The sequence below is a fragment of the Halanaerobium sp. DL-01 genome, assembly GCF_003338615.1.
Lineage (GTDB): Bacteria > Bacillota > Halanaerobiia > Halanaerobiales > Halanaerobiaceae > QPJE01.
In genome coordinates, this window is sequence record NZ_QPJN01000008.1 from 50,846 (window position 1) to 74,218 (window position 23,373).

Annotated in this window: 19 protein-coding genes, 1 pseudogene and 1 riboswitch; of the genes and pseudogenes, 15 read left to right on the forward strand and 5 right to left on the reverse strand. The window is 34.3% G+C overall.

What is annotated here, in order from left to right; translation table 11 throughout:
* Window positions 1-14: 14 nt before the first annotated feature.
* From DER71_RS04420 to DER71_RS04435, 4 genes are all read right to left on the reverse strand, one after another.
* The gene (locus DER71_RS04420; RefSeq protein ID WP_114457832.1) at window positions 15-1,643 is read right to left on the reverse strand and encodes a carbon starvation protein A; all 1,629 of its coding nucleotides are present in this window, start codon (window positions 1,641-1,643) and stop codon (window positions 15-17) included.
* A gap of 119 nt (window positions 1,644-1,762) precedes the next feature.
* Window positions 1,763-2,293 (reverse strand): hypothetical protein, encoded by a 531-nt coding sequence (locus DER71_RS04425; RefSeq protein ID WP_114457831.1) that lies wholly within the window; start codon window positions 2,291-2,293, stop codon window positions 1,763-1,765.
* A 460-nt stretch (window positions 2,294-2,753) separates the two neighbouring features.
* Window positions 2,754-3,674, reverse strand: a complete 921-nt coding sequence (locus tag DER71_RS04430) for a TDT family transporter (RefSeq protein ID WP_114457830.1) — start codon at window positions 3,672-3,674, stop codon at window positions 2,754-2,756.
* A 16-nt stretch (window positions 3,675-3,690) separates the two neighbouring features.
* On the reverse strand, window positions 3,691-4,152 hold the full coding sequence (locus DER71_RS04435) for a C-GCAxxG-C-C family protein (protein WP_114457829.1): 462 nt from the start codon (window positions 4,150-4,152) through the stop codon (window positions 3,691-3,693).
* A gap of 422 nt (window positions 4,153-4,574) precedes the next feature.
* On the opposite strand from DER71_RS04435, the gene sufC reads away from it, so the two are divergent.
* The 5 genes and pseudogenes from sufC (at window position 4,575) to sufU (ending at window position 9,610) form a co-directional block, all read left to right on the forward strand.
* A complete protein-coding gene (gene sufC / locus DER71_RS04440) occupies window positions 4,575-5,330 on the forward strand; it encodes a Fe-S cluster assembly ATPase SufC (protein WP_114457828.1) in 756 nt (251 codons plus the stop codon).
* Window positions 5,331-5,343: 13 nt separating this feature from the next.
* Window positions 5,344-6,746: pseudogene (sufB, locus tag DER71_RS04445) on the forward strand (Fe-S cluster assembly protein SufB).
* A 9-nt stretch (window positions 6,747-6,755) separates the two neighbouring features.
* The gene (sufD, locus tag DER71_RS04450; protein ID WP_114474348.1) at window positions 6,756-7,946 is read left to right on the forward strand and encodes a Fe-S cluster assembly protein SufD; all 1,191 of its coding nucleotides are present in this window, start codon (window positions 6,756-6,758) and stop codon (window positions 7,944-7,946) included.
* Window positions 7,918-9,180 carry a cysteine desulfurase gene (locus tag DER71_RS04455; protein ID WP_114474349.1) on the forward strand — a complete coding sequence of 421 codons (1,263 nt, stop codon included), beginning with the start codon at window positions 7,918-7,920 and terminating at the stop codon, window positions 9,178-9,180. Before sufD ends, DER71_RS04455 begins: the two co-directional genes overlap by 29 nt.
* Window positions 9,170-9,610 (forward strand): Fe-S cluster assembly sulfur transfer protein SufU, encoded by a 441-nt coding sequence (gene sufU / locus DER71_RS04460; protein ID WP_114457824.1) that lies wholly within the window; start codon window positions 9,170-9,172, stop codon window positions 9,608-9,610. Before DER71_RS04455 ends, sufU begins: the two co-directional genes overlap by 11 nt.
* 231 nt (window positions 9,611-9,841) lie before the next feature.
* On the opposite strand, the gene nhaC is transcribed toward sufU, so the two are convergent.
* A complete protein-coding gene (gene nhaC / locus DER71_RS04465) occupies window positions 9,842-11,221 on the reverse strand; it encodes a Na+/H+ antiporter NhaC (protein WP_114457823.1) in 1,380 nt (459 codons plus the stop codon).
* Between the two features lie 192 nt (window positions 11,222-11,413).
* On the opposite strand from nhaC, the gene msrB reads away from it, so the two are divergent.
* The 10 genes from msrB (at window position 11,414) to DER71_RS04510 (ending at window position 23,363) form a co-directional block, all read left to right on the forward strand.
* Complete coding sequence (gene msrB / locus DER71_RS04470; RefSeq protein ID WP_114474350.1) at window positions 11,414-12,616, forward strand: peptide-methionine (R)-S-oxide reductase MsrB; 1,203 nt, start codon at window positions 11,414-11,416, stop codon at window positions 12,614-12,616.
* A gap of 285 nt (window positions 12,617-12,901) precedes the next feature.
* Window positions 12,902-13,082: riboswitch (Lysine riboswitch) on the forward strand.
* Between the two features lie 171 nt (window positions 13,083-13,253).
* Entirely contained in the window at window positions 13,254-14,789 is a 1,536-nt protein-coding gene (locus DER71_RS04475) for an ABC transporter substrate-binding protein (protein WP_114474351.1), read from the forward strand.
* Window positions 14,790-14,851: 62 nt separating this feature from the next.
* Window positions 14,852-15,868 (forward strand): ABC transporter permease, encoded by a 1,017-nt coding sequence (locus DER71_RS04480; RefSeq protein ID WP_199505560.1) that lies wholly within the window; start codon window positions 14,852-14,854, stop codon window positions 15,866-15,868.
* 21 nt (window positions 15,869-15,889) lie between these two features.
* Window positions 15,890-16,783, forward strand: coding sequence for a nickel transporter permease (nikC, locus tag DER71_RS04485; protein WP_114457821.1), 894 nt, complete (start codon window positions 15,890-15,892; stop codon window positions 16,781-16,783).
* 4 nt (window positions 16,784-16,787) lie between these two features.
* Window positions 16,788-17,780, forward strand: a complete 993-nt coding sequence (locus DER71_RS12040) for an ABC transporter ATP-binding protein (protein WP_199505559.1) — start codon at window positions 16,788-16,790, stop codon at window positions 17,778-17,780.
* A gap of 14 nt (window positions 17,781-17,794) precedes the next feature.
* Window positions 17,795-18,757, forward strand: coding sequence for an ABC transporter ATP-binding protein (locus DER71_RS12045; RefSeq protein ID WP_233486988.1), 963 nt, complete (start codon window positions 17,795-17,797; stop codon window positions 18,755-18,757).
* A gap of 229 nt (window positions 18,758-18,986) precedes the next feature.
* Window positions 18,987-19,490, forward strand: coding sequence for an HAD family hydrolase (locus DER71_RS04495; RefSeq protein WP_114457820.1), 504 nt, complete (start codon window positions 18,987-18,989; stop codon window positions 19,488-19,490).
* A 2-nt stretch (window positions 19,491-19,492) separates the two neighbouring features.
* Window positions 19,493-19,954 (forward strand): DUF188 domain-containing protein, encoded by a 462-nt coding sequence (locus tag DER71_RS04500; RefSeq protein WP_114457819.1) that lies wholly within the window; start codon window positions 19,493-19,495, stop codon window positions 19,952-19,954.
* A 376-nt stretch (window positions 19,955-20,330) separates the two neighbouring features.
* Window positions 20,331-22,208, forward strand: coding sequence for a sigma-54-dependent Fis family transcriptional regulator (locus DER71_RS04505; RefSeq protein WP_114474352.1), 1,878 nt, complete (start codon window positions 20,331-20,333; stop codon window positions 22,206-22,208).
* 171 nt (window positions 22,209-22,379) lie between these two features.
* A complete protein-coding gene (locus DER71_RS04510) occupies window positions 22,380-23,363 on the forward strand; it encodes a thiamine pyrophosphate-dependent dehydrogenase E1 component subunit alpha (protein ID WP_114474353.1) in 984 nt (327 codons plus the stop codon).
* Window positions 23,364-23,373 lie beyond the last annotated feature (10 nt).

Below are 23,373 nucleotides of genomic sequence, written 5' to 3' on the forward strand. Positions count from 1 at the left end.
CAGTTAACTTTGGGTTAAATATTCAACTTCCCAGTATCTTTTGTAAGATGTTTGTAAGACTGTTTTACCAGTACTATTGCAAGTACGAAAAGAAGCACACCAAGTACAGCTATAATCATACTTCCAGCTGCAAGATTTTGATAAACAAGGAAAACAAGAGCAGTTAAAGTTACAGCAAACATAAACACCATTGGAATAACTGTGTAGAAATTTTTCTTGTCATTTTGGGCAAGCCAGACAGATAGTGAAAGTAGTGCCAGTGCAGCTAATAGCTGGTTGGCTGAGCCAAAGATTGGCCAGATTGTTGACCAGCCACCAGAATATGTAAGGGCTGCAGATAAAACTACTGTAATTAAAGTAGCAACATACATATTACTTAATGGATTGTCTGATTCTTCTACACTTTCAGCTTCTATAAAATATTCCTGAAAAATAAAGCGGGCTAACCTTGTGGCTGTATCAAGAGTAGTCATAGCAAATGCTGATACACCCAGAGCAGCAAAGTTCATACCAACTTTAAAAGGAATACCAAAATTAGCAGTTAAATTACCAATACCATTGGCAAATACATTAACCGGGCCACCATTTGCAAGAAGTTCAGAATACTGTCCTTTTGTAAGCATAGCAGCGGTAATAAGGGCAATAACTGCCAGGAAGGACTCAATTAACATACCACCATAACCAATCATTTGTGAATCTGTTTCCTTATTTAACTGTTTGGAAGTTGTACCTGAAGCTACTAAGGAGTGGAATCCAGAAATAGCACCACAGGCAACAGTTACAAATAAAACCGGGAATAAATATCCACTGGAAGTTTGAAAAGATGTAAATGCTTGTAATTTAAAAGATGGACCTCCAATTATAATTCCCACAAATCCTCCAATTAAAAGTGCATATAATAGGAATGAATTTAGATAATCTCTAGGCTGAAGTAAAATCCAGACTGGAGTTACTGAAGCAATAAATATATAAATGCTTAAGATAATTAACCAGGTATTATAGCCAATTTGAATTGGAAAATTAAGCCCAATTGCAACAGCAATAAATAATAAGATAACTCCAATTAATGTTAAAGAACCAAGTGATAAGTTGGAGCGAGTTCTCACTATACCAAATAATATAGCTAATGCAATAAAAAGAATAGAGGCTGTAGCAGCTGAAGGTGTAGAAGTAAAAGTTTCAGCAACTATGGACATAAAAGCACTAATTACAAGAATGAGTGTTAACCAGGCAAAAATACTGAATAATCTTTTGCCAGTAGAACCTATATTTTTGTTTATAACTTCTCCAATTGAACGTCCGCCATTTCTTACTGAAGTAAATAGTGAACCCATATCATGAACTCCACCGAAGAAGATACCACCAATAACGAGCCAGGCAAGTACAGGCATCCAGCCAAATACAGAAGCAGCTATTGGTCCAATGATTGGTGCTGCACCAGCAATAGATGCAAAGTGGTGCCCCAATAATACAGGAGCTTCAGCAGGTACATAATCTACTCCATCATTCATAGTATGAGCAGGAGTATCCTTACTATTATCTAATCCCCATTCTTTTTTGAGAAAACTACCATAAGTAAAAAATGCTAAAATAAATAATACTAGAGCAATTAAAATTAATATAATAGAAATACTCAATTTCATTTCCCCCTTTAATAATTTTGTTTTTAGTTAATAATATTTTATGAGTATAAATGTTAGAATATTATTAACTTAACCAGTTTAACTACTCTCAGACCCCCCTTCAAGGAATATAAAGTTATTTATGAAGATTTTGCTTTAATGAATCTTTCGGGCTGATAATTATCAGCTACTTTTTTACCTTTCTGATTTGTATATACTTTATTATTTGAAAGGTCAACTGCTATTAAGCAAACATCACACCAGCCTTTAAAGCCTAAAAGAAAACTTTTGGAATAGGAAAAGTTATTGATTTCATTTATTTCTTTTTCAGTAAAAGAGTTTTCTCTTATATTTACAAATGTTATATAACTCTGCATATGATTGCGATGGGGATCGACAATTTTTTCAATGGTATTTTTCAGAAAATTTTTATCTGGAATTAATTTATTTCTATTATTGATATCAATTAAACAGTGGTCATATTGAGTGTATTCCCAAATTTTAAGTTTTCTACTGGCAAAATATTTTTCATTTTTTATCTGGGCAAATGCATATAGATCAAATTTTTTATTGGCAATTTCCTTATTTTCTTCTAAATCAAAATAGGATTTATACATTAATTTGAGCTGATTGAGATATTCATAGGCTGTAAAATAATTTTTAGTTTTCACATTAATTGCCTCCAACCTTTAATTTTTTCGTCTATTTTCTAATTTAATTTTAATCTTTTATTAAAGTATAAACAATATTCTGAAACTGAACTGTAAAAATTCAAGGTTAAATAACATTATTTTAAGATGAATTGTAATTGAATTTAAACAAAAAAGCTCTACTGCGGAAAATTAAATATGGCAGTAAAGCTTTAGTTAATTTTTATTATTAATTCTATTTTTCAATTCATTTATGATAATATCATAAATTTTTTAGCTTTTTTCTTATCTATCAACATTATATAATATCAGGAAATTATACCAGATTGTTTATTGTGGATAAAATTATGGATTCGTAATTTCCGGCATCAACAAAATTTAACCTTGCTGTAATAAAGAAGTTAAAAGGACATTTTGTTTTTTTGGCATGGAATTATAGCTTGTATCTAAATATTTTGCAGTGCTGGTGAAATAATATATATTAATATTTAGCTTTATTTAATAAAAATTTAAAATAATGTAAAAAAACATAAATAACCAGTATAACTGCTAGCAATTCAACAATTAAAGCTGGATATTTTAAAAAGCTGAAATTAAATTTTTCTTTCAAATAAATACTGCTCATTTTTAGCCCTATTCCTGTTATAACAAAAGGAAATGTAAAAGCAGAAAAACTCGGATAAAATCCTATAGAAATCATTTTTGGTAAATAAGATATAACTGCTGCTGCAGAAATTAATGTTAAAGCCAAAAGCAGACTGAAAATAAATGTATTTTTTTCAGAAAAAGAACTCATATATCCAGCCAGGCACAGTCCGGCAGGTGCAGTGAAAATTGCTAGAGTGGGTAATGCTGGCTTTGCTATCTGTTTTATTTTAAAAACCCGGTAACTTACAACAGGTAATAAAATCATATAGCATATAAAACCAAAATAAAAAAGAATCTGTCCCAGCTGAATCCTGTTAAAAGCTGGAGCAGTAACAGTTCCAACTACAATACCCACATAAACTATAAAATAACTTGGAAATACTTTTTTGATATCAAAATTGATAATAAATTTAAAAGAAAACAGTAAAATTAATAGAGCATGTAGTACTACAGCTGTATACCAGCTGAATAGTGCGGCCTGATGGGAAATATTTTTTATATATGTAGATAAGATCATTATTCCCATCGGAAAAGTTAAAGCAACACTTGCAATAATTGAGTTTTCTAAGTCTTTTAAACAATCTGGATAGAAAAAAATAAATCTGCTTATGAGAAGTAAAGCTATTGCTGCTGATAAAATACCAGCAGCTGTTTTATAAATACTTCCATAAGGAGCAATTAAATTTCCCAATCCGGCAAGTCCCAGCATTAATCCTGATATAGCGATAGGTGTATTCTTAATTATATTTTTCATTTTGTAAACACCCCGTTTATTTTATTATTTCATTTTCAATAAAATTTTTCATTACCCAGGCAGCAACTTCTCCGGTTATTTGAATACAGTGATTGGCTCTTTCTTGTGAATTAAAATCATCAAATTCTCTTGTTAAAACTCTGCAGCAGGTTGAACCATAGTTTTCGATTATATAATCATGCAGATCAGCACTATTTGGAAATGAATCTGGCATTGGATCACCAGGGTTTTCGCGGCCATAAGCAAGTCCGAGTGCCATAACACCTCCACTTACTGCTCCACATAAACATTTTGACTTTCCAATTCCAATTGGAAAACCTGAAGCCATTTTTACAATTGAGGGGTCAAAAGGCTGTCCTAAAGCATCATTAATTGTAGTAATAACTGATTCTGAACAGAAATAATCTCCCCTCCTAAAATAATCTTCAGCTGTTTTTCTTGTTTCAGCAAGCAATTTTTCTTTTCTTTCTTTTTCCACAAATATCACCTCTTATGTTATTGTTTTCACATCGATTTATATTATAACATAAAGATGTTAATTTATAAAGTATTTTTATAAATAATATAAAATAATAAAATGATAGTTTAATCGAAAAATGAGTTAGAGACGCAAATACCTTTTTTGTGGGAGAACCATAGTTTATATTTTAATGAAAGAAGGGTTTAGAATGATCAAAGTTTTTTGGAATGAGCATAAAATTGCTGAAAGTGAAAACACTGAATTTGTTGAAGGGAATCATTATTTTCCGCTGTTTTATTAAGCTATTTTGGAGAGAGTACATTCACTTCAAAATAGCTATTTTTTTGTTAACTAAAAACTTGACTAATCCCGAGTAATATAGTATGATATACACAGTAATAAACTTGAGTAAAAAACTATGAATAAGGGGAATCGATATTATGAATAAAAAACTTCTCGAAATTAATAATTTGAAAGCTATAGTTGAAGATCAGGAAATCTTAAAAGGAATTAATTTAGAGGTAAATAAGGGGGAAACCCATGTAATAATGGGGCCTAATGGTGCAGGGAAATCAACACTGGCAAATGTATTGATGGGACATCCTGAATATAAAATCACTCAGGGTAAAATTAAGTTTGAAGGAGATGTTATCAATGATCTTGCTGTTGATAAAAGAGCTAAAAGAGGAATATTTTTGTCTTTTCAATACCCTCAGGAAATTCCAGGTGTAACAGTAGAGAATTTTCTCAGAACTGCAAAATCGGCCGTGACCGGTGAAAATCAGAGTATTTTTGAATTTAAATTTCTGCTTGAAGAAAAAATGGAATTACTTGATATAGATAAGGAATATGCGGAAAGGTATTTAAACAAAGGTTTTTCTGGAGGAGAAAAAAAGAAAAATGAAATCCTGCAGATGGCTGTTTTAGAACCTAAACTGGCAGTACTTGATGAAACAGATTCTGGACTTGATATTGATGCTACAAAAACTGTAGCAGAAGGAATAAAAACGCTGTCATCTGATAATAATGCCGTGATAATTATTACCCATCACAATCAGATATTAGATTATGTGAAACCAGATTTTGTACATGTTCTTATAGATGGAAAGATAGTAAAAACTGGTGATATTAAACTGGCCCGTGAAATCGAAGAAAAGGGTTATAAAGAATTAAAAGAAGAAGAACTCTGCTGTTAGGAGGGGTTTTAGAATGAGCAAAAAAACTCATGTAGAAGATGTTAATAGAGAGATTTTTGATAAAAAAGATAAAGTAAACTACAAGTTTAAATCACAGAAAGGTTTAACACCTGAAGTAATAAAAGAAATTTCTCGTGAAAAAAATGAACCAGAATGGATGACTGATTTTAGATTAAAATCTCTAGAGATATATAAGGATAAAAAAATACCTGAATGGGGAGCAGATATTTCTGATCTTGATATTGATAATATAATAACCTATATTCGTCCTGAGGCTGATCTCCAGAGTGACTGGGATCAGGTACCTGAAGATATTAAAAATACTTTTGATTCTCTGGGAATACCGGAGGCAGAAAAAAATCTCTGGCCGGTGTTGGAGCTCAGTATGATTCAGAAGTTGTCTACCATAATTTAAAGAAAGAGCTTACAGATCAGGGTGTAATTTACATGGACATGGAAAATGCTGTAAAAAAACATGAAGATATTGTTAAAGAACATTTTATGAAGCTGATCACTCCTGATGATCACAAATTTTCTGCACTGCATGGTGCTGTATGGTCTGGAGGATCATTTGTATATGTACCGGCCGGAGTAAATGTGGAGATTCCTCTGCAGTCATATTTTAGGCTGAATGCTCCAGGTGCCGGCCAATTTGAGCATACACTTATTATTCTCGAAGAAGGTGCAGAGGCACATTTCATTGAGGGATGTTCTGCTCCAAAATATTCGGTAAATAACCTGCATGCAGGTGCGGTGGAACTATTTGTAGGGGAAGGTGCAAAATTAAGGTACAGCACTATAGAAAACTGGTCCAGGAATATGTACAATTTGAATACCAAAAGAGCAGTTGTAGAAAAAGATGGAGTTATTGAGTGGGTATCCGGTTCATTTGGTTCAAAAGTTTCTATGCTTTATCCAATGAGTATACTTAAAGGAGAAAGAGCCAGAGCTGAATTTACAGGTATAACATTTGCAGCAGAAGGTCAGTATTTAGATACCGGTGCACAGGTGATACATGCTGCACCAAATACAACTTCAAATGTTAATTCACGTTCTATTGCCAAAGATGGGGGTCATGCCTACTACAGAGGGCTGCTTAAAGTTACGGAAAAAGCCCACCATTCAAAAGCAGCTGTTTCCTGTGAATCTCTTATGCTTGATAATAAATCACACTCTGATACACTGCCGATAATGGATCTCAATACTGATGATATAGACATTGGACATGAGGCTAAGGTGGGCAGGATAAGTGAAGAATCGATATTTTATCTGATGAGCAGAGGAATAAGTGAAGAAGAGGCTAAAGCAATGATTGTGCGGGGATTTGTTGAACCGATTGCTAAAGAACTGCCTTTAGAATATGCCGTTGAACTTAACAACTTAATTAACCTTGAATTAGAAGGAACAATAGGATAGGTGATAGATATGGAAAAGAAATTAGAGAAAAAATTTATTGATAATTTAACAACAGGACAGTCAGAGCTGCTGAGCAGAATAAGGCGGGAAAAATTTGAAGATTATCAGGAGGTAGAGATACCTGAATTTAAAAGAATAAAGCTGACAGATAATAAAATACCAGAATACCAGCCCTATAATAAAAATTATTTAAAACACAACACTATTGACAGCAGTATTATCGTAAAAAAGCTGACAGACAGCCTCAATAATGAAGAAGAAATTATTGAATATCTTAATTTTTTTTCAGATTCAGAATTAAATTCCGGAATAGACAAAAAATATACTCTTCTGGCTGAATCTCTTTATAATGCCGGGCTTTTTATAAAAGCTCCTGCTGGAGAAAAATTTTCAATACCTGTTGAAGCTATCTACGAATTTGATGAAAAAAACAGCTTTTTAATTGACAATAATTTAATTGTAGCTGAAGAAAATTCCAATCTAACTGTCGTTTTTGATTACCGCTTAATTGATAAAAATACAGAAGCATTTCATAATGGACTGACGAGGATTGTTGTTAAAGAAGGTGCTGTTTTAAATATAATTAAGGTACAGAGATTGAATGATAAATCTACCAATTTTGATACCAATATTTCTGCTGTAGAAAACAATGGTAAATTGAATTTTATTCCGATTGAAATAGGTGCAAAAAGTACTATTACAAGCAGTGAAAACAATCTTCTTGCTGATGGAAGTTCTGCCAGCATAAGTTCCATTTATTTTGGTGATGGTGATAGGAAGATGGATCTGTCATACAGGATGAATCATTCTGGAAGACACAGCAGTAGTCAGATAGAGACAAAGGGAGTACTAAAAGATAGATCAGAAAAGGTATTTAGGGGAGACTTATATTTTAAAAAGGGTGCCTCTCTTGCAGATGGTTCTGAAAGAGAAGAGATTTTAATGCTGGATCCGACAGTTAAATCTGATTCTATTCCCGCCTTATTTACAGAAGAAGATAATGTTGAGGGAGAACATGCTGTCAGTGCAGGACAGCTGGACGAGAACCTCCTATTTTACTTGATGAGTAGAGGTCTGGATGAAAAGAAAGCAAAGATGCTGGTAATAGAAGCTGCCTTTAATCCAATTTTTGATAAAATCCCTCTAAATGATCTTAAAGGAAGTGTTATAAATGAAGTTAAACACAGACTTGAAATCTGAAAAATTTGAAGTGGAAAAAATTATAAATGATTTCCCCATTCTGAAAAAAGATGTAAATGGGAAAAAACTTCACTATTTAGATAATGCCGCCACAACTCAAAAACCACTGGCGGTACTGGATGAAGTTGATTACTACAATAAAAATTATAATGCAAATCCACACAGGGGAGCTCATTTTTTAAGTGTTAAAGCTACAGAACAGTATGAAGATGGCAGAGAAAAAGTTAGAGAGTTTATAAATGCTGATTCTTTAAAGGAAATTGTTTTTACAAGAAATACTACAGAGTCAATAAATCTTATTGCGAGCTCATTTGGAGAAAAATTCCTGCATCAAGGAGATGAGATTATCATCTCAATTGCTGAACATCACAGCAATATTATTCCCTGGCAGAGGCTGGCCCAAAAGAAAGATTTAAAATTAAAATACCTATATGTTGATAATGAAGGAAGAATATCACTGGATGAGCTAAGAAATAAAATTACTGATTCTACAAGGTTGATTTCTATTACACATATGTCAAATGTTACCGGTGTTATAAATCCAGTTAAAAAAATTGCCGAAATAGCTCATCAAAATGGCATTTATGTGCTGGCTGATGGAGCTCAGGCAGTTCCCCATATGGAAGTGGATGTGCAGGATCTTGATGTAGATTTCTATGCTTTTTCCGGCCATAAGATGCTGGCTCCTATGGGAATTGGTGTTCTTTATGGAAAAAAAGAGATATTAACTGAAATGCCTCCATTTATACTGGGTGGTGGAATGATAGAATATGTGGAAGAACAGCAGACTACCTTTGCACCTCTTCCAGAAAGGTTCGAAGCCGGGACGCAAAATGTAGAAGGGGTGGTGGGTTTATCTGCTGCAGTTGATTATCTAAGCAGTATTGGTCTGAATAATATTGCAGAATATGAAAGGGATTTAACTGATTATGCTCTAAAAAAAATGAAAGAACTTCCTTACATTGAGATATATGGTCCTCAAAACACCGTGATGCGGGGTGGGATTATATCATTTAATATTAAAGGTGTTCATTCACATGATCTGGCTACAATTGTAGATAGTGAAGGAGTGGCTCTGAGATCAGGACACCACTGTGCTCAACCTCTGATGAAATATCTTGATATTAATTCCTCAGCAAGGATCAGTTTTTACCTTTATAATGATAGGGAAGACATTGATGTGTTTATAAATAGTATCAAAAAAGTGAGGGAGATGTTTGACTATGGATCTTAATTCAGTTTATACAGAGTTGATAATGGAACACAGTAAGAACAGCCCCAATAAGAGAGAAATGGATGATGCAGATATTGAAGAACATGGTCATAATCCAAACTGTGGTGATGATATCACACTGGAACTTAAGCTGGATGATGACATGATAGAGGATGCTGCTTTTAAAGGGAGCGGCTGTGCCATCTCTCAGGCATCAACTTCAATTATGATAGATCTTATTAAAGGTAAAAAGATAGAAGAAGCACTTGAACTGGTGGAAATATTTCTTAATATGATTAAAAAAGAAATAGATAATCCATCTGATCTCAAAAAATTAAAAGATGCAGCAGCTTTAAAAAATATAGCTAATATGCCGGCAAGAGTAAAATGTGCTGTACTTTCCTGGCATACCCTTAAAGAAGCATTAAAAAATAATGCAGAGAGGGATTAAAATTTCAATATTCCTGTATCTTCCTTTTTTTGCAGCATAATTTACTGGAAGGGTTCTCACTATCAGAAAACAGAAGAGATGATTGAAGAATCTTAATTATTGAAGTATATGAGTGTAAAAAAACTGAATTAGAAGAGAAAGTTGTGTTTCAATAATTTTCATTAAAATATAAAAATATGACTAAAAAAAGCTGGCGGAGAACATATCATTTTTCCACCAGCTTTCTATTTATTATTTTCTGCTTTTAAAGATAAAAGTACCGCTCACTGCATAGAGCACAGCAATCATCGGCGCCAGAAAGGCCAAAAATGTATAAGGAATATAGCTGAAGCCGATGTCCATTACATTCTGGATATAGACTGAAACAACACCCCATGGCAAAATTGAGCAGCCCAGTGTGGAAGCAGTTTCTAAGGAGCGGGAAAGCACATTGGTATTGATATTCATTTCCTGATAAGCAGGAGCCAAAGTACGTCCTGGAATTACAATTGAAACAAACATTTCTCCAGTTGCTAAGAGCATTACATAAGCTGAAGTTAGAGAAATTAAAATTAAATCCCTCGGTTTTTTAACTATTTTTAGCATTGATTCCAGTATCACTTCTAAAATTCTTGCTTTTTCTAAAATACCTCCCATCGCAGTACCCGCCATAATGATAGCAACTGTACTCATCATATTATTTATTCCCCCCTGAGTTAAGAGGCTGTCCAAAAGTTCCATCCCGGTATCTGCCTGATAGCCGCTGGCAGCTGCATTTAAAATTTCAGCAAAAGAAGCCCCCTGAGTTAAAAATGCAAAAATGGAAGCTGTGATAAAGCTGATCGAAAGTGAGGCAATAGCAGGCATTTTAAAGAGTGAAAGCAGAAGCATTAAAGCTGGTGGAATTAAAGTCCACAAAGAAATATTAAAATTGCTGCTTAAATTTTCCATAATCATTGAAATTTGACTTAAGTTAGCTCCAACATCAAGATAGGAAGATCCAATAATAGAGTAGAGGATTAAACTTATAAAAGCTGCCGGAACTGATATGTAAAGCATTGATTTAATATGTTCAAATAAATCTGTACTGCTCATGGCGGCAGTTAAGTTTGTTGAATCCGACATGGGAGAAATTTTATCACCCAGCATAGCACCAGAGACTATTGCTCCTACAGTAATTGCTTTAGGAACTCCCAGTCCCTCAGCAACTCCAAGCAGGACAATCCCCATGGTGGCAATTGTTCCAAAAGAACTTCCGATTAAAATAGAGGTAAGAGCTGAGAGCAGAAAGGCGGCCGGTAAAAAGAAACTCGGACTCAAAATCTCCAATCCATAATAGACCATTGTCTGGATTGTTCCTGATAAAACCCAGCTTCCAATTACCATGCCGATGATAATTAAAATTATTGAAGCCCCCAGAGCATTTTTAATACCGCTAATCATTCCACTTTCAATTTCTTTCCAGCTTAAACCGAGATAAAGGGCAAATAAAGCGGCGGTCATTGCTCCTAAAACTAAAGCTGACTGTAAAACAAGAGCTGTACGAATTGAAATTAAAATCACTGCAATAACTGTCAATAGTGCAGTAACTGCCGTTTTTGTAGTTGGTTTTTTATTTTTTTCTTTAGTCATATTTAATCAACTTCCTTATTATGTATTTATTTTAGTTAAATTATGAACATTGTTTTAATCATATCTATTTTTTAAGCTAAAATCAAATTTAATCCTGAGTAATCTACTTACTATTATTTAACAGTAATTAATACTATTATATAAGTAGCAAGATAGGATATTATATTATTTTATATACAGGAGGTAGATTAGATGGATTATTTAATAGTTTTGGCGGTTGTTTTATTGAGTGTTTTCAGCATGACGTCGAGTGTGCTGGCCCAGACTGAAATTCCCTATGATCAGAAAATGAATAAAGTAGAGACAGAAACTGCAGATTTTGCTTTGGGCTGCTTCTGGGGACCTGATGCTTCTTTTGGTGCCTTAGAAGGTGTAGTTAGAACAAGGGTTGGCTATGCAGGTGGTACTACTGAAAATCCAACTTATAAGATGATTGGTGACCACACTGAAACAATAGAAATTGATTTTGATCCCAATGTGATCACTTATCAAGAATTGCTGGAGATATTCTTTGCCAGCCATGATCCTTACAGTCAGGCTTATTCCAGACAGTATGCTTCTCTGATCCTTTATAATAATTCAGAACAGCATGAGCAGGCTCTGGCATTGAAAGAGAGGCTGGAAGCTGAAAGCGGTAGAGAAATCAAAACTGAAATTAAAAAGCTTGATAGATTCTATTTGGCTGAAGACTACCACCAAAAATTTAGACTTCAGCAGCAGGTAGCTGTTAGAGAACACTATTTAAATCAGATGACAATACAGGAGTTTATAAATTCTCCAGCGGTAACAAAAGTGAGCGGCTATATTACCGGTAATGGAGAGCGGGATAATATTATTAAAAATATAGGTGAGCTTGGTTTGACTACCGAGCTGCAGGAAAGGCTATTAGAAAAAAATAATATTGACTCGGCAGAATGTGTGACTTTCTGTAAGACTGAAGATGCTGACAGTGTAGTAATTAATGAAGAAGAAAGTGACCAGGAATTGAGAGCAAGGCTGACAGACCTGCAGTATAAGGTAACTCAGCTTAATGCTACAGAACCTGCATTCAATAATAAATACTGGGATAATAAAAAGCCTGGTATTTATGTAGATGTTGTTTCAGGAGAACCTCTTTTTTCTTCAACATATAAATTTGAATCCGGATCCGGCTGGCCGAGCTTTACTAAGCCGCTGGTCGAGGAAAATATTGTTGAAGTTGAAGATAATTCACTCTGGATGACCAGAATTGAGGTCAGAAGTAAAGGTGCAGATTCTCATTTAGGTCACGTATTTTCGGATGGCCCTGAGCCAACAGGTTTACGCTACTGTATTAATTCAGCAGCTCTAAGATTTATTCCAGCAGAAGACCTGGCTGAAGAAGGTTATCAGGAGTTCGAATCTCTTTTTGAATAATTATATTTAAATAAATACAGAAATTCCGCAAATGATTTTTTAAAAATAAAGAGAATACCGTTCAGACAGTATTCTTGGCAGTGATGTCAAGATAAAGAATATTATAAATATTGTAACAGAGTTTACGATTTAATTCAAAAATTAGAGCAGATTGAAGAAAAAAGGTGCATTACATGTTGCAATTCACCATTTCTGCCTTTGTGTAAGTCAACTTGACAAAAAAAATTATCTCAGTTATAATTTAATTAACTAAAAGAGAATATAAGAGGTTGCCTCATCTTAGTAAGATGGGGTAGAGGTGCAGAGACTGATTAGTAATTTTGGGCATAACACAGGACAGTGGTCTAAAATGAAAGGTGGATCTGCCGAAGCTTTCTGTTTTGTCCGGAACAGAGTGCTGGGATTGTATATAAGATATGCAGTACTGTCACCATATTTACTCAGTTGGTGATGTGCTACCTCTCTTAAAAAATGCAGGTGATTTCTACTGGAAAAATCAAACTCGGTGGTAATCCACCGGGTTTTTTATTACCTGCAGTTTCTGCTGGAAATAATTTTAATTTATTGAAGGAGGTGGGTATCCTTTTTCTTCAGATGGAGTGTGTAGTAGAATAGTAAATAGGAGGATTGAAAATAAATGAAAAAAATATTAATTTTTATGGTCTTGTCCGTTTTTGTTTTTAATACGGCTTTTGCTGGTGCTGCAGCTATACCTGATGATGTTCTTGTAGTTGCTGATAATTTTGATGCTGCTTCTTTAGATCCTGCGGTTGCCTATGAGTTTACTTCCTGTAATACAATACAAAATGTGTATGATAATCTTTTTGTAATTGATGAAGGAGAGGTTGTTCCACATCTGGCAGAATCATATCAGATTTCTGAAGATGGATTAAAGTGGACTATTAAACTCAGAGAAGATGCAGAGTTTGCAAGTGGAAACCCAATTAATGCAGAAGCCGTTCAGTTTTCTCTGCAGAGATCTATGGAAATGGGTAAGGGCCCTTCCTGGATGTTAAATGAAGTTATGTCCCCTGAGAGCATAACTGTTGTTGATGAGTATACACTGGAAATAGGGCTGAAATTTCCTGCCTCATATTTTGCAAGTGTTCTGAGTAATACATGTGCAGGAATAGTAGATCCAGAAGTTGTCATGGCACATGAAGAAGATGGTGACTGGGGGGAAGGATGGTTAAACGGTCAGTCCGGAGAGGCTGCTTCAGGACCATACAAACTTGTCACCTGGAACAGGGGAGATTCCATTGTGCTGGAGAGAAATGAAAATTACTGGGGTGAAAAGCCTAATTTCCGTCAGGTTATAATAAAAAACGTTTCTGAAAGTGTTACACAGAAAATGATGCTGGAAAATGGAGATATAGATATGGCGTATAAACTCACACCAGACCAGCTTGCTGATCTTGAGGCTAATGAAGATTTAAATGTTATAAAAGGTGTTGATTTAAGAGCCTATTATCTGGGGATGAATGTAAGCAAAGAACCTCTAAATAATCTCAAAGTACGTCAGGCTATAAAACATGCTATTGACTATAATGCAATGATTGAACACCTTGTTAGAGGTGCAGGTAATAAATTAGAAGGGGCTATAGTAAAACCACTGCTTGGTTATCAGGAAGATATGGGGGTATATGAATATAATCCGGAAAAAGCAAAACAGCTGCTGGCTGAAGCCGGATATCCGGATGGGTTTGATATTGAATTGACCGGTATTTCTTCAACAATGTGGAAGCAGGTAATAAGTAGTGTTCAAAATGATCTGTCTGCAGTAGGAATTAATGCAGAAGTTAGACAGTTAAATGCGGCTGCTTTTTATGAATTGTTCAGAAATCAGCAGCTTGAACTTATGCTGAGCGGATGGGGTTCTGATTATCCTGATCCACATAACTTTATTCATCCTTTTGGACACAGTGAAGGTTCACTTACTCAGAGGGTAGCATACAGCAGTAAAGAGCTTGATGATTTAATAGAAGAAGCTGCAGAAATTAATGATCCAGAAAAAAGAAAAGAGTTATATCATAAAATTGATAGAATGCTGGCTGAAGAAGGACCATGGGCAATGCTTTATCAGCCTCAGAATATTGTAGTACTGCGAAATGAAGTTAAAGGTTATGAGTACAATCCAGTAAGAATCTTTGATTTCACCAGTGCTTATAAGTAAAACTGTATCGCTGCTCTCTTTTTGAGGGCAGCGAATTTAATTGTCGTCAAGGAGGTATTTTGGTGAAAGTTTTTTTACTTAAAAGGCTGTTTTATACAGTTTTGATGCTGATTGGAATTTCAATAATAACATTTACCCTTTCTCATGTTGTGCCTGGAGATCCTGTGCTTACAATGCTCGGTGGACGGGGAACAGATGAGCAGATAGAAAAGATGAGAGAGGATCTGGGTTTAAATAAACCAATTCATGAACAGTATTTTATATATATGAAAGGACTTATTAATTTTGATCTTGGTGAATCTATAAGAACCAAGAGGGATGTGACTGCAGATTTAAAAAATTTTTTTCCTGCCACTTTTGAATTATCCACTTTTGCTATTATTCTATCCATTATTTTAGGAATTCCCCTGGGAATATTATCTGCTGTAAAAAAAGACAGCTGGCTTGATCAGGGAGCGAGAATTTTTTCACTGCTGGGTGTTTCTATGCCTGTTTTCTGGCTTGGACTTTTACTTATGGCCTTATTTTATAATCATCTTCACTTTTTACCGAGTTCAGGCAGAATTGCAATGTTTATTATGCCGCCCAGAGATATTACAGGTCTCTATCTTGTAGACAGCTTAATAACCGGAAATTTTGATGCATTCTGGAGCAGTTTGCAACACATAATTCTTCCAGCTTTTTGTCTTGGATATCTTTCTACAGCACAGATTGCAAGAATGATGCGTTCCAGTATGCTGGAAGTTATGAATCAGGATTATATTAGAAGTTCATATTCTTTTGGATTGTCAGAAAAATTGATTATATTTAAGCTTGCATTTAAAAATGCTTTTATACCTACATTAACTATTATTGGACTGTCTTATGGCAGTCTTTTGTCTGGTGCTGTGCTGACAGAAACAATCTTTTCCTGGCCTGGTATCGGACGTTATGTTGTCGAATCCATGCTTTTTCTTGATTTTCCAGCTGTAATGGGTGTTACTCTTTTAATAGCACTGGTATATTCACTTGCAAATCTTTTTGTAGATTTATTATATGGATTTTTTGATCCAAGAATTAAATATGATGAGATAAATTAATTAAATAAGGAGGCAGCAGACATGGAAACAACAGATACACTTATAGATAGCTGGTTAAAAAAACATGAATCTAAAATTAAAGAATTTAAATATACATTACATTTAATTTCAAAAAGTCCACTTTCTATGATTGGAGCATTTATAATAGCCTGTTTTCTATTGATAGCTGTTTTTGCTCCCTTTCTGGCTCCACATGATCCTTATTATCAGGAAATGTCGGCCAGACTTGAAGCTCCCAGCTTTCAGCATCCTCTGGGAACCGATGATATGGGAAGAGATATTTTGAGCAGAATTATATATGGCAGCAGGATTTCTGTGCTGATAGGAATTATAGTTGTCTCAATTGGAGCAGCCATAGGTATTATTGTCGGAGCTGTAAGTGGTTATATTGGTGGTGCAGGTGATAATATACTGATGAGAATAGCCGATATGTTCTTATCTTTTCCACCACTTATTTTAGCGATGGCAATTGCAGCAGCATTAGGACCCAATTTAAGAAATACTATTATTGCAATTGCACTTGTGCGCTGGCCGGTTTATGCACGATTGGTGAGGAGCCAGGTTTTATCGATTAAAAACTCTCAGTTTATTGAGGCAATTCGCTCTATGGGGGGCAGTGATATCCGCATATTATTTATTCATATTTTACCAAACTGCCTTTCCCCTATAATAGTTAGGGCAACTATGGATTTGGGTACAGTTATACTTGCAGCAGCAGGACTGAGCTTTATAGGGTTTGGTGCTCAGCCTCCACTCCCAGAATGGGGAGCTATGGTCAGTGATGGCCGCCAATATATTGTTTCTGAATGGTGGGTTGCTGCATTTCCAGGACTTGCCATACTATTTGTGGTGGTAGGGTTTAATATTTTAGGTGACGGTCTGAGGGATGTGCTTGATCCCAGGCTCAGGAGGTAGTAAAATGGAAAAGGAAAATAATTTGGATGAAAATGAGATTTTACTTGAAGTTAAAAATTTGAAGACATCTTTTTTCACTTATGAAGGGGAAGTGAAAGCACTTGAAGATGTTTCTTTTGTAGTAAATAAGGGGGAAACACTGGGTCTTGTGGGAGAAACCGGGAGCGGTAAATCTGTGACTGCTCTTTCTATTATGAAACTTATTCCTGATCCACCGGGTAAAATTCTCTCCGGAGAAATTAATTTTAATGGAGAAAATCTGATCAAAAAAACAGAAAAAGAAATGCAGGATATTAGAGGTAATCAGATATCTATGATTTTTCAGGATCCTATGAATTCTCTCAATCCCGTGTTTGATGTTGGTACCCAGATAAAACAAGTTATAAAAAAGCACCAGAGGAAAAGCAGCAGAATGGCGAAAAAAATAGCGCTGGAAATGTTTAAAAAAGTAGGTCTTCCTGATCCGGAACACATTATGGGAAAATATCCGCATGAATTAAGTGGAGGTATGCAGCAGAGAGTAATGATAGCTACTGCACTTTCCTGTCATCCACAGCTGCTTATTGCTGATGAACCAACAACAGCACTAGATGTTACTATACAGGCACAAATTCTTAAATTGATTAAAAATCTTAGAGATGAGATGTCGTCTTCGATGCTGCTGATAACACATGATCTTGGTGTTGTGGCACGTGTATGTGACAGGGTGGCTGTTATGTATGCTGGTAATATTGTTGAATATGCTCCTGTTAAAAAATTATTTAAGAACCCATCTCATCCTTACACCGAGGGGCTGCTTAAAGCAATACCCCGCAGGGAGAGCAGGGGAGAAAAACTTAAAATTATTAAAGGAAAAGTTCCCAATCTGATAACACCACCATCTGGCTGCAGATTTCATCCACGCTGTGAATATAAAATGGATGTATGCAGTTCTACTATACCGCCGAGAAAATACATAGATGAAAATCACTATGTGAAATGTCATCTGCAATTTTAACTGGAGGATTTTTAATGGATAAATTAATTGAAGTAAAAAATTTAAAAAAATATTTTGTAAAAGAAAAAGGATTAATTAACAAAGAAAGAACAGTTATTAAAGCAGTTAATGATCTGAGTTTTTTCATAAAAAAAGGAGAAACTTTTGGAGTTGTGGGAGAATCGGGCTGTGGAAAATCTACTCTGGCCAGAACTCTGATGCTTCTGCTTGAACCGGATGGTGGAGAAATAATATTTGCAGATAAAAATATAAATAAATTTTCCAAAAATGAGATAAAAGAACTCCGTAAAAATATGGCCATTGTTTTTCAGGATCCACATTCTTCTCTAAGTCCCAGAAGAACAATAAAAAAACTTCTTGAAGAACCTTTTAGAATTCATGATATTGATATAGAAAATAAAATTTTAAAGCAGAGAATACTGGAGCTGCTGGATATTGTAGGTTTAAAAAAAGAACATCTTTACCGTTATCCACATGAATTTAGCGGTGGCCAGAAACAGCGCATCGGTATTGCGAGAGCAATAGCTTTAAATCCGGATTTTTTGCTCCTTGATGAACCGACCTCTGCACTCGATGTTTCTGTTCAGGCCCAGATATTAAACCTGCTTCAGGATCTTCAGAAAAAACTTGACCTTACTATGCTTTTTATAACACATGATCTAGGAGTTATTGAATATATAGCTGACAGGATAGCGGTAATGTATATGGGGAAAATAATTGAGCTGGGAACAGTTGACCAGATATTTAGTAATCCACTCCATCCTTATACAGAGGCACTGCTGTCTGCTATTCCTGAGCCAGATCCAGAACAAGAAGATATTAAAATAAAGCTTGAAGGAGAAATCCCCAGTATGATTAATCTGCCGGAAGGGTGCAGTTTCAGTTCCCGCTGTCCTCTGGCCGATGAGAAATGCCTTAGAACAGAGGTGGAGCTTGAAGAAAAGGAATCGGGTCATTATTCAGCCTGTATAAAATAGGTTGATATATCTTTACTATCTAAATATTTTTAATTTAAAAACTTCACCATAATGGTGGAGTTTTTACTTTACAGTAAATGTTAAAAGATATATAATAACTGATAATAAATCTCAATAATTGATTAAATTTATAAGATGAGGTGCTGTTATTTATGGATAACAGAAAGAGTACCACCTGGCGGTACAAAGAGAAGCTGAGGCAGAAATATTTTAAGATGGAGCTGGTATAATGGAAAAAATAAATACTATTTTTCTTGATGTAGATGGAACACTGACAGATGGAAAGGTTTATCTGGATAACTTTGATAATGAGATGAAAACTTTTAATGTAAAGGACGGTCTTATGGTTGCTGGAGCTCTAAGAACTGGAATTGATATAATAATTATAACTGGACGGAAATCAAAGATAGTTGAAAGAAGGGCGGCAGAACTTGGAATAAAAGAACTTTATCAGGATATAAAGGATAAAGAAGGTAAACTGCAGGAAATAATGCAGGACAAAGAAATAACTTTCGAAAATATAGCTTATTTGGGTGATGATTTAAATGATTTTAAAGTCATGAAAAAAGCAGCTTTTGCCGGCTGTCCGGCTGATGCAGCAGAAGCTGTAAAAGAAATAGCAGATTATATCTCTGATTATAATGGTGGTAATGGTGCTGTAAGACAAATTTTACAGCATTTATTTAGAAAAACCGGTCAGCTGGATAAAATTCTTGATAGGTACAAAGATTGAAAATGAGAATTTTAGTAGATGGTGATGGATGTCCTGTTGTTGGAATAGTAGAAAATATTGCCGAGGAATATGGAATTGAGCTTGATATTTTTACTGATTTAAATCACCATCTTACGGTTGATTATGGCAAGATATTTGTAGTTGATCAGAAATATCAGTCTGCCGATATGGAAATATTTAATTTCTGTCGGGAAAATGATATTGTAGTTACCGGTGATTATGGTCTGGCAGCAGTTGTTCTGGGAAAAGGTGCCCAGGTAATAAGTTTTTCCGGTAAAATTTTTTCTGATAATAATATAGATTATCTTTTAATGCAGAGGCATCAGAACTTTAAATGGAGGCGTAAAACAGGACGCCATAATTCCCATAAAAAAAGATCTGAAGCAGATGATTTAAGATTTGCGGAGAAATTAAAGTTTTTAATTGAAAAAAATAATCTGTCAAATAATGACGAAAATATTTGAAAAAATTTAAATTAAGTTAAATAATATCAATATAAAGAGCATATGTTATCTAAAGCCAGCTGATGAAGTCACAGTACTTCTGAATCTGGTTATCTTTTTTTATGACTGCCGATAATAATAATGTAACTGCAGAATAATTTTATGAACAAATTCTATGATCAATAGATTTAAATATTAATTATGTGCGAAATTATATTATAAATCAGGACCCTATAATGAGGCTTTGTTATTTTTGGTTAGGGTATAAAATAGTTTTTTGATATTTTACATAAGTTATAGCAGGAAAAGAATGAAAAATATAGAACTATATTTAAACAGAGTAATTTAAAGAAGTTTTATTTTTATATTGACTTTATTACAGGGGGTAAGAAATCTGATGAGTTTTTTTGCCAGTGACTGTACAAGTACAGAGGAGAAAAAGAACAGGAATCGTTTTTTATGGGTTGAAGGAGAAGAAAAAAAGCACTGGAATGATTTTTTTGCTGTAGTAAATAAAAACATAGAAAAAATAAAAGAAAATTATGGATTCAAAAATTTCTTAATAGGAGTTTTTAATAAAGACCGACATCTCTTAAAGCTGTTTGGAGAAAAAAATTTTGTAGAAAATTTTCAGAAAAGGCATAATATTAATACAGGAGACAGCTGGAATAACAAAAAGGTTGGGAAAACTGCTGTTGATAATGTACTCAACAGCAGAAAAAGTGAAGTTGTTTTAGGAGATGAGCATCAGTCAGAAGTATTAAAAAGCTGGTATACAGCTGCTTTTCCGATTTTTGATTTTCAGGATAAGCTGCTGGGAGCGATGAGTTTTATTGTTTTTTCGGAAGAAGAATTTAATCAAATACTTCCTGCAGTAAATGAAAGTATTGAAAATATAAAGAATCAGCTTAAAATGAAAAAGCTTGAAGCTGAACTTGATGAAAAAAACAGATTTGAAGAGGCAATTGCAAACCAGGTTTCTGAAGGGATTATATTTATTGATAAAAATGCAGTTGTAAAATTTATCAATAAAGCCGGTGCAAAAATTTTAAAGGTTGACTTAGAAAATAGTATTGGAAGACATATAAAAGAAATTGTAGATTTTCGCCCTGTTATTTTAAATGTTCTGGAAAGTGGTAAAGGTTATGTTGATAAAGAATTTTTTCTGAAATCAAAAGGGGAGCTTCTTCATTTTATTAAATCAGCTACTGTAATAAAAGATGATAATGGAAATATAAAGGGAGTACTTGATACTTTTAGAGAGATAAAGAGGGTAAAAAAAATGGTCAATGTTATGACCGGAGCACAGGCCAACTTCTGCTTTGATGATATTATTGGAGAGAGTGAAGAAATTAATAAAAGTAAGCGCATTGCAGGTATAGCTGCAGAAAGTGATTCGAATGTATTAATTACAGGAAAAACTGGAACTGGAAAAGAACTTTTTGCACAATCCATACACAGAGCTTCGGGAAGACAGGATGGACCTTTTTTGGCAATTAACTGTTCAGCACTACCGATGAAATTAATTGAAAGTGAATTATTTGGCTATGTTGAAGGGTCATTTACCGGTGCCAGCAAAGGTGGGCGACCCGGTAAATTTGAAATGGCAAATGGGGGCACAATTTTTCTGGATGAAATTGGAGAAATGCCTCTCAATATGCAGGTTAAACTGCTGAGGGTTATTCAAGAGCGGAAGCTGATGAGAATTGGCGGTTCAGAGGTTATTCCTATAGACGTTAGGATTATTGCAGCCACAAATAAAGATTTATCAAAAGAAGTAGAAAAAAATAATTTTAGAGGTGATTTGTACTACAGATTAAATGTTCTCAATATAGATATTCCTGAATTAAAAGATAGAGGAAATGATATTAGGCTGCTGGCAAATCATTTTCTTACAACTTTTGCCGAGAAATTAAATAAAGATATATCTGGTTTTACTGAACATGCGATGAATTACCTAGAGGAGAAAAGCTGGCCCGGTAATGTACGAGAATTGGAAAACTGTATAGAAAGACTCGTTAATTTTGCTCAAGATGAGATGATAAGTTATAAAGATATTGTTAATTTTCAACACGGGCAGAATGAAAAAGATGGAAAAAGTAATGGAAAAAATGAATTTTTAATAGAGAAAAATTTCTCTAAAGAAATATTGTCTTTAAATGATATGGAAAAAGAATATATAAAAAGGGTTCTTTCAGTTTGTGATAATAATGTTTCTGAAGCAGCCCGCCGACTTGGAGTGAGCAGAACTACCATTTATAAAAACATAAATTAAACTGTTCAATATAATAACATGTCCAATAAATGAACATAATATATGTTCATAATATGGACATGTTATTTTTTTATAGTCTGAAATCTGCTAAAATTCTTTATATATAAAAGATTATGAAAATTATATTTATTGGAATAATAATTGCATTATATATAAAGTGGAGGTGAGAAAATGGAATTATCAAAAGAAAAATTAATTGAGCTTTACGAAAAAATGGTTTTAATTAGAACTTTTGAAATGAAAGCAGAAGAAAAGTTCTACAACAATGAAATTCCCGGATTTATTCATCTTTATATTGGAGAAGAAGCAATTGCATCCGGTATTATTGATCATCTGCGTAAGGATGACCTTATTACAAGTACTCACCGCGGTCACGGTCATATGCTTGCTAAAGGTGCAGATCCAAAGTTAATGATGGCAGAATTATATGGGAAAAAATCAGGCTACTGTAAGGGTAAAGGTGGCTCTATGCACATTATGAATTTTGAACTTGGAGTATTAGGAGCAAATGGAGAAGTTGCAGGTGGACTGCCGATCGCCGCTGGTGCAGGAATGGCAATTAAAATGATTAAAAAAACTGATCAGGTTGTTGTCGCTTTTTTTGGTGATGGGGCGTCAAATAGAGGTGCTTTTCATGAAGCATTAAACTGGGCTTCTATATATCAGCTGCCTATTATTTTTGTGGTTGAATACAACAATTATGCATCAACCGTTAATTCGGAGTATGCAACATCAGTTAAAAATGTAGCTGATAGGGCAAAAGGATATAATGTAAAAGGTGTTACTGTTGATGGAAATGATCTGCTTGCAGTACATGAAGCAGCAGGAGAAATTGTGAAAGCAGTTAGAGAAGGTTCTGGCCCTGTATTACTTGAGTGTAAAACCTATCGTTTAAAAGGTCATTTTGTTGGTGATCCTATGAATTATCGTGATGATGCTGAAGTAGAAGAAAAATGGAAAAATGAACCTATCGGAAGATTTGAAAAATATTTGAAAGACAATGATTATCTTGATGATGAAAAGAAAAATGAAATATGGAGTAAATATACTAAAATTATCGAAGATTCTGTTGAATATGCACGCAACGATGAGTTTCCGGCTGCAGAAGAAGCACTGGAAGACCTGTTTGCAGATGATACAGGTTATGACTATTAAGGAGGTGGAA

Excerpts from the sequence above, each read along its gene's own strand:
- sufC (WP_114457828.1), top strand. The coding sequence starts at position 4,575 with ATGAATAAAAAACTTCTCGAAATTAATAATTTGAAAGCTATAGTTGAA.
- DER71_RS12045 (WP_233486988.1), top strand. The coding sequence starts at position 17,795 with ATGGATAAATTAATTGAAGTAAAAAATTTAAAAAAATATTTTGTAAAA.
- sufD (WP_114474348.1), top strand. The coding sequence starts at position 6,756 with ATGGAAAAGAAATTAGAGAAAAAATTTATTGATAATTTAACAACAGGA.
- DER71_RS04500 (WP_114457819.1), top strand. The coding sequence starts at position 19,493 with ATGAGAATTTTAGTAGATGGTGATGGATGTCCTGTTGTTGGAATAGTA.
- DER71_RS04510 (WP_114474353.1), top strand. The coding sequence starts at position 22,380 with ATGGAATTATCAAAAGAAAAATTAATTGAGCTTTACGAAAAAATGGTT.
- DER71_RS04505 (WP_114474352.1), top strand. The coding sequence starts at position 20,331 with ATGAGTTTTTTTGCCAGTGACTGTACAAGTACAGAGGAGAAAAAGAAC.
- msrB (WP_114474350.1), top strand. The coding sequence starts at position 11,414 with ATGGATTATTTAATAGTTTTGGCGGTTGTTTTATTGAGTGTTTTCAGC.
- DER71_RS04430 (WP_114457830.1), bottom strand. The coding sequence starts at position 3,674 with ATGAAAAATATAATTAAGAATACACCTATCGCTATATCAGGATTAATG.
- DER71_RS04420 (WP_114457832.1), bottom strand. The coding sequence starts at position 1,643 with ATGAAATTGAGTATTTCTATTATATTAATTTTAATTGCTCTAGTATTA.
- DER71_RS04495 (WP_114457820.1), top strand. The coding sequence starts at position 18,987 with ATGGAAAAAATAAATACTATTTTTCTTGATGTAGATGGAACACTGACA.
- DER71_RS04455 (WP_114474349.1), top strand. The coding sequence starts at position 7,918 with ATGAAGTTAAACACAGACTTGAAATCTGAAAAATTTGAAGTGGAAAAA.
- DER71_RS12040 (WP_199505559.1), top strand. The coding sequence starts at position 16,788 with ATGGAAAAGGAAAATAATTTGGATGAAAATGAGATTTTACTTGAAGTT.
- nhaC (WP_114457823.1), bottom strand. The coding sequence starts at position 11,221 with ATGACTAAAGAAAAAAATAAAAAACCAACTACAAAAACGGCAGTTACT.
- sufU (WP_114457824.1), top strand. The coding sequence starts at position 9,170 with ATGGATCTTAATTCAGTTTATACAGAGTTGATAATGGAACACAGTAAG.
- nikC (WP_114457821.1), top strand. The coding sequence starts at position 15,890 with ATGGAAACAACAGATACACTTATAGATAGCTGGTTAAAAAAACATGAA.
- DER71_RS04475 (WP_114474351.1), top strand. The coding sequence starts at position 13,254 with ATGAAAAAAATATTAATTTTTATGGTCTTGTCCGTTTTTGTTTTTAAT.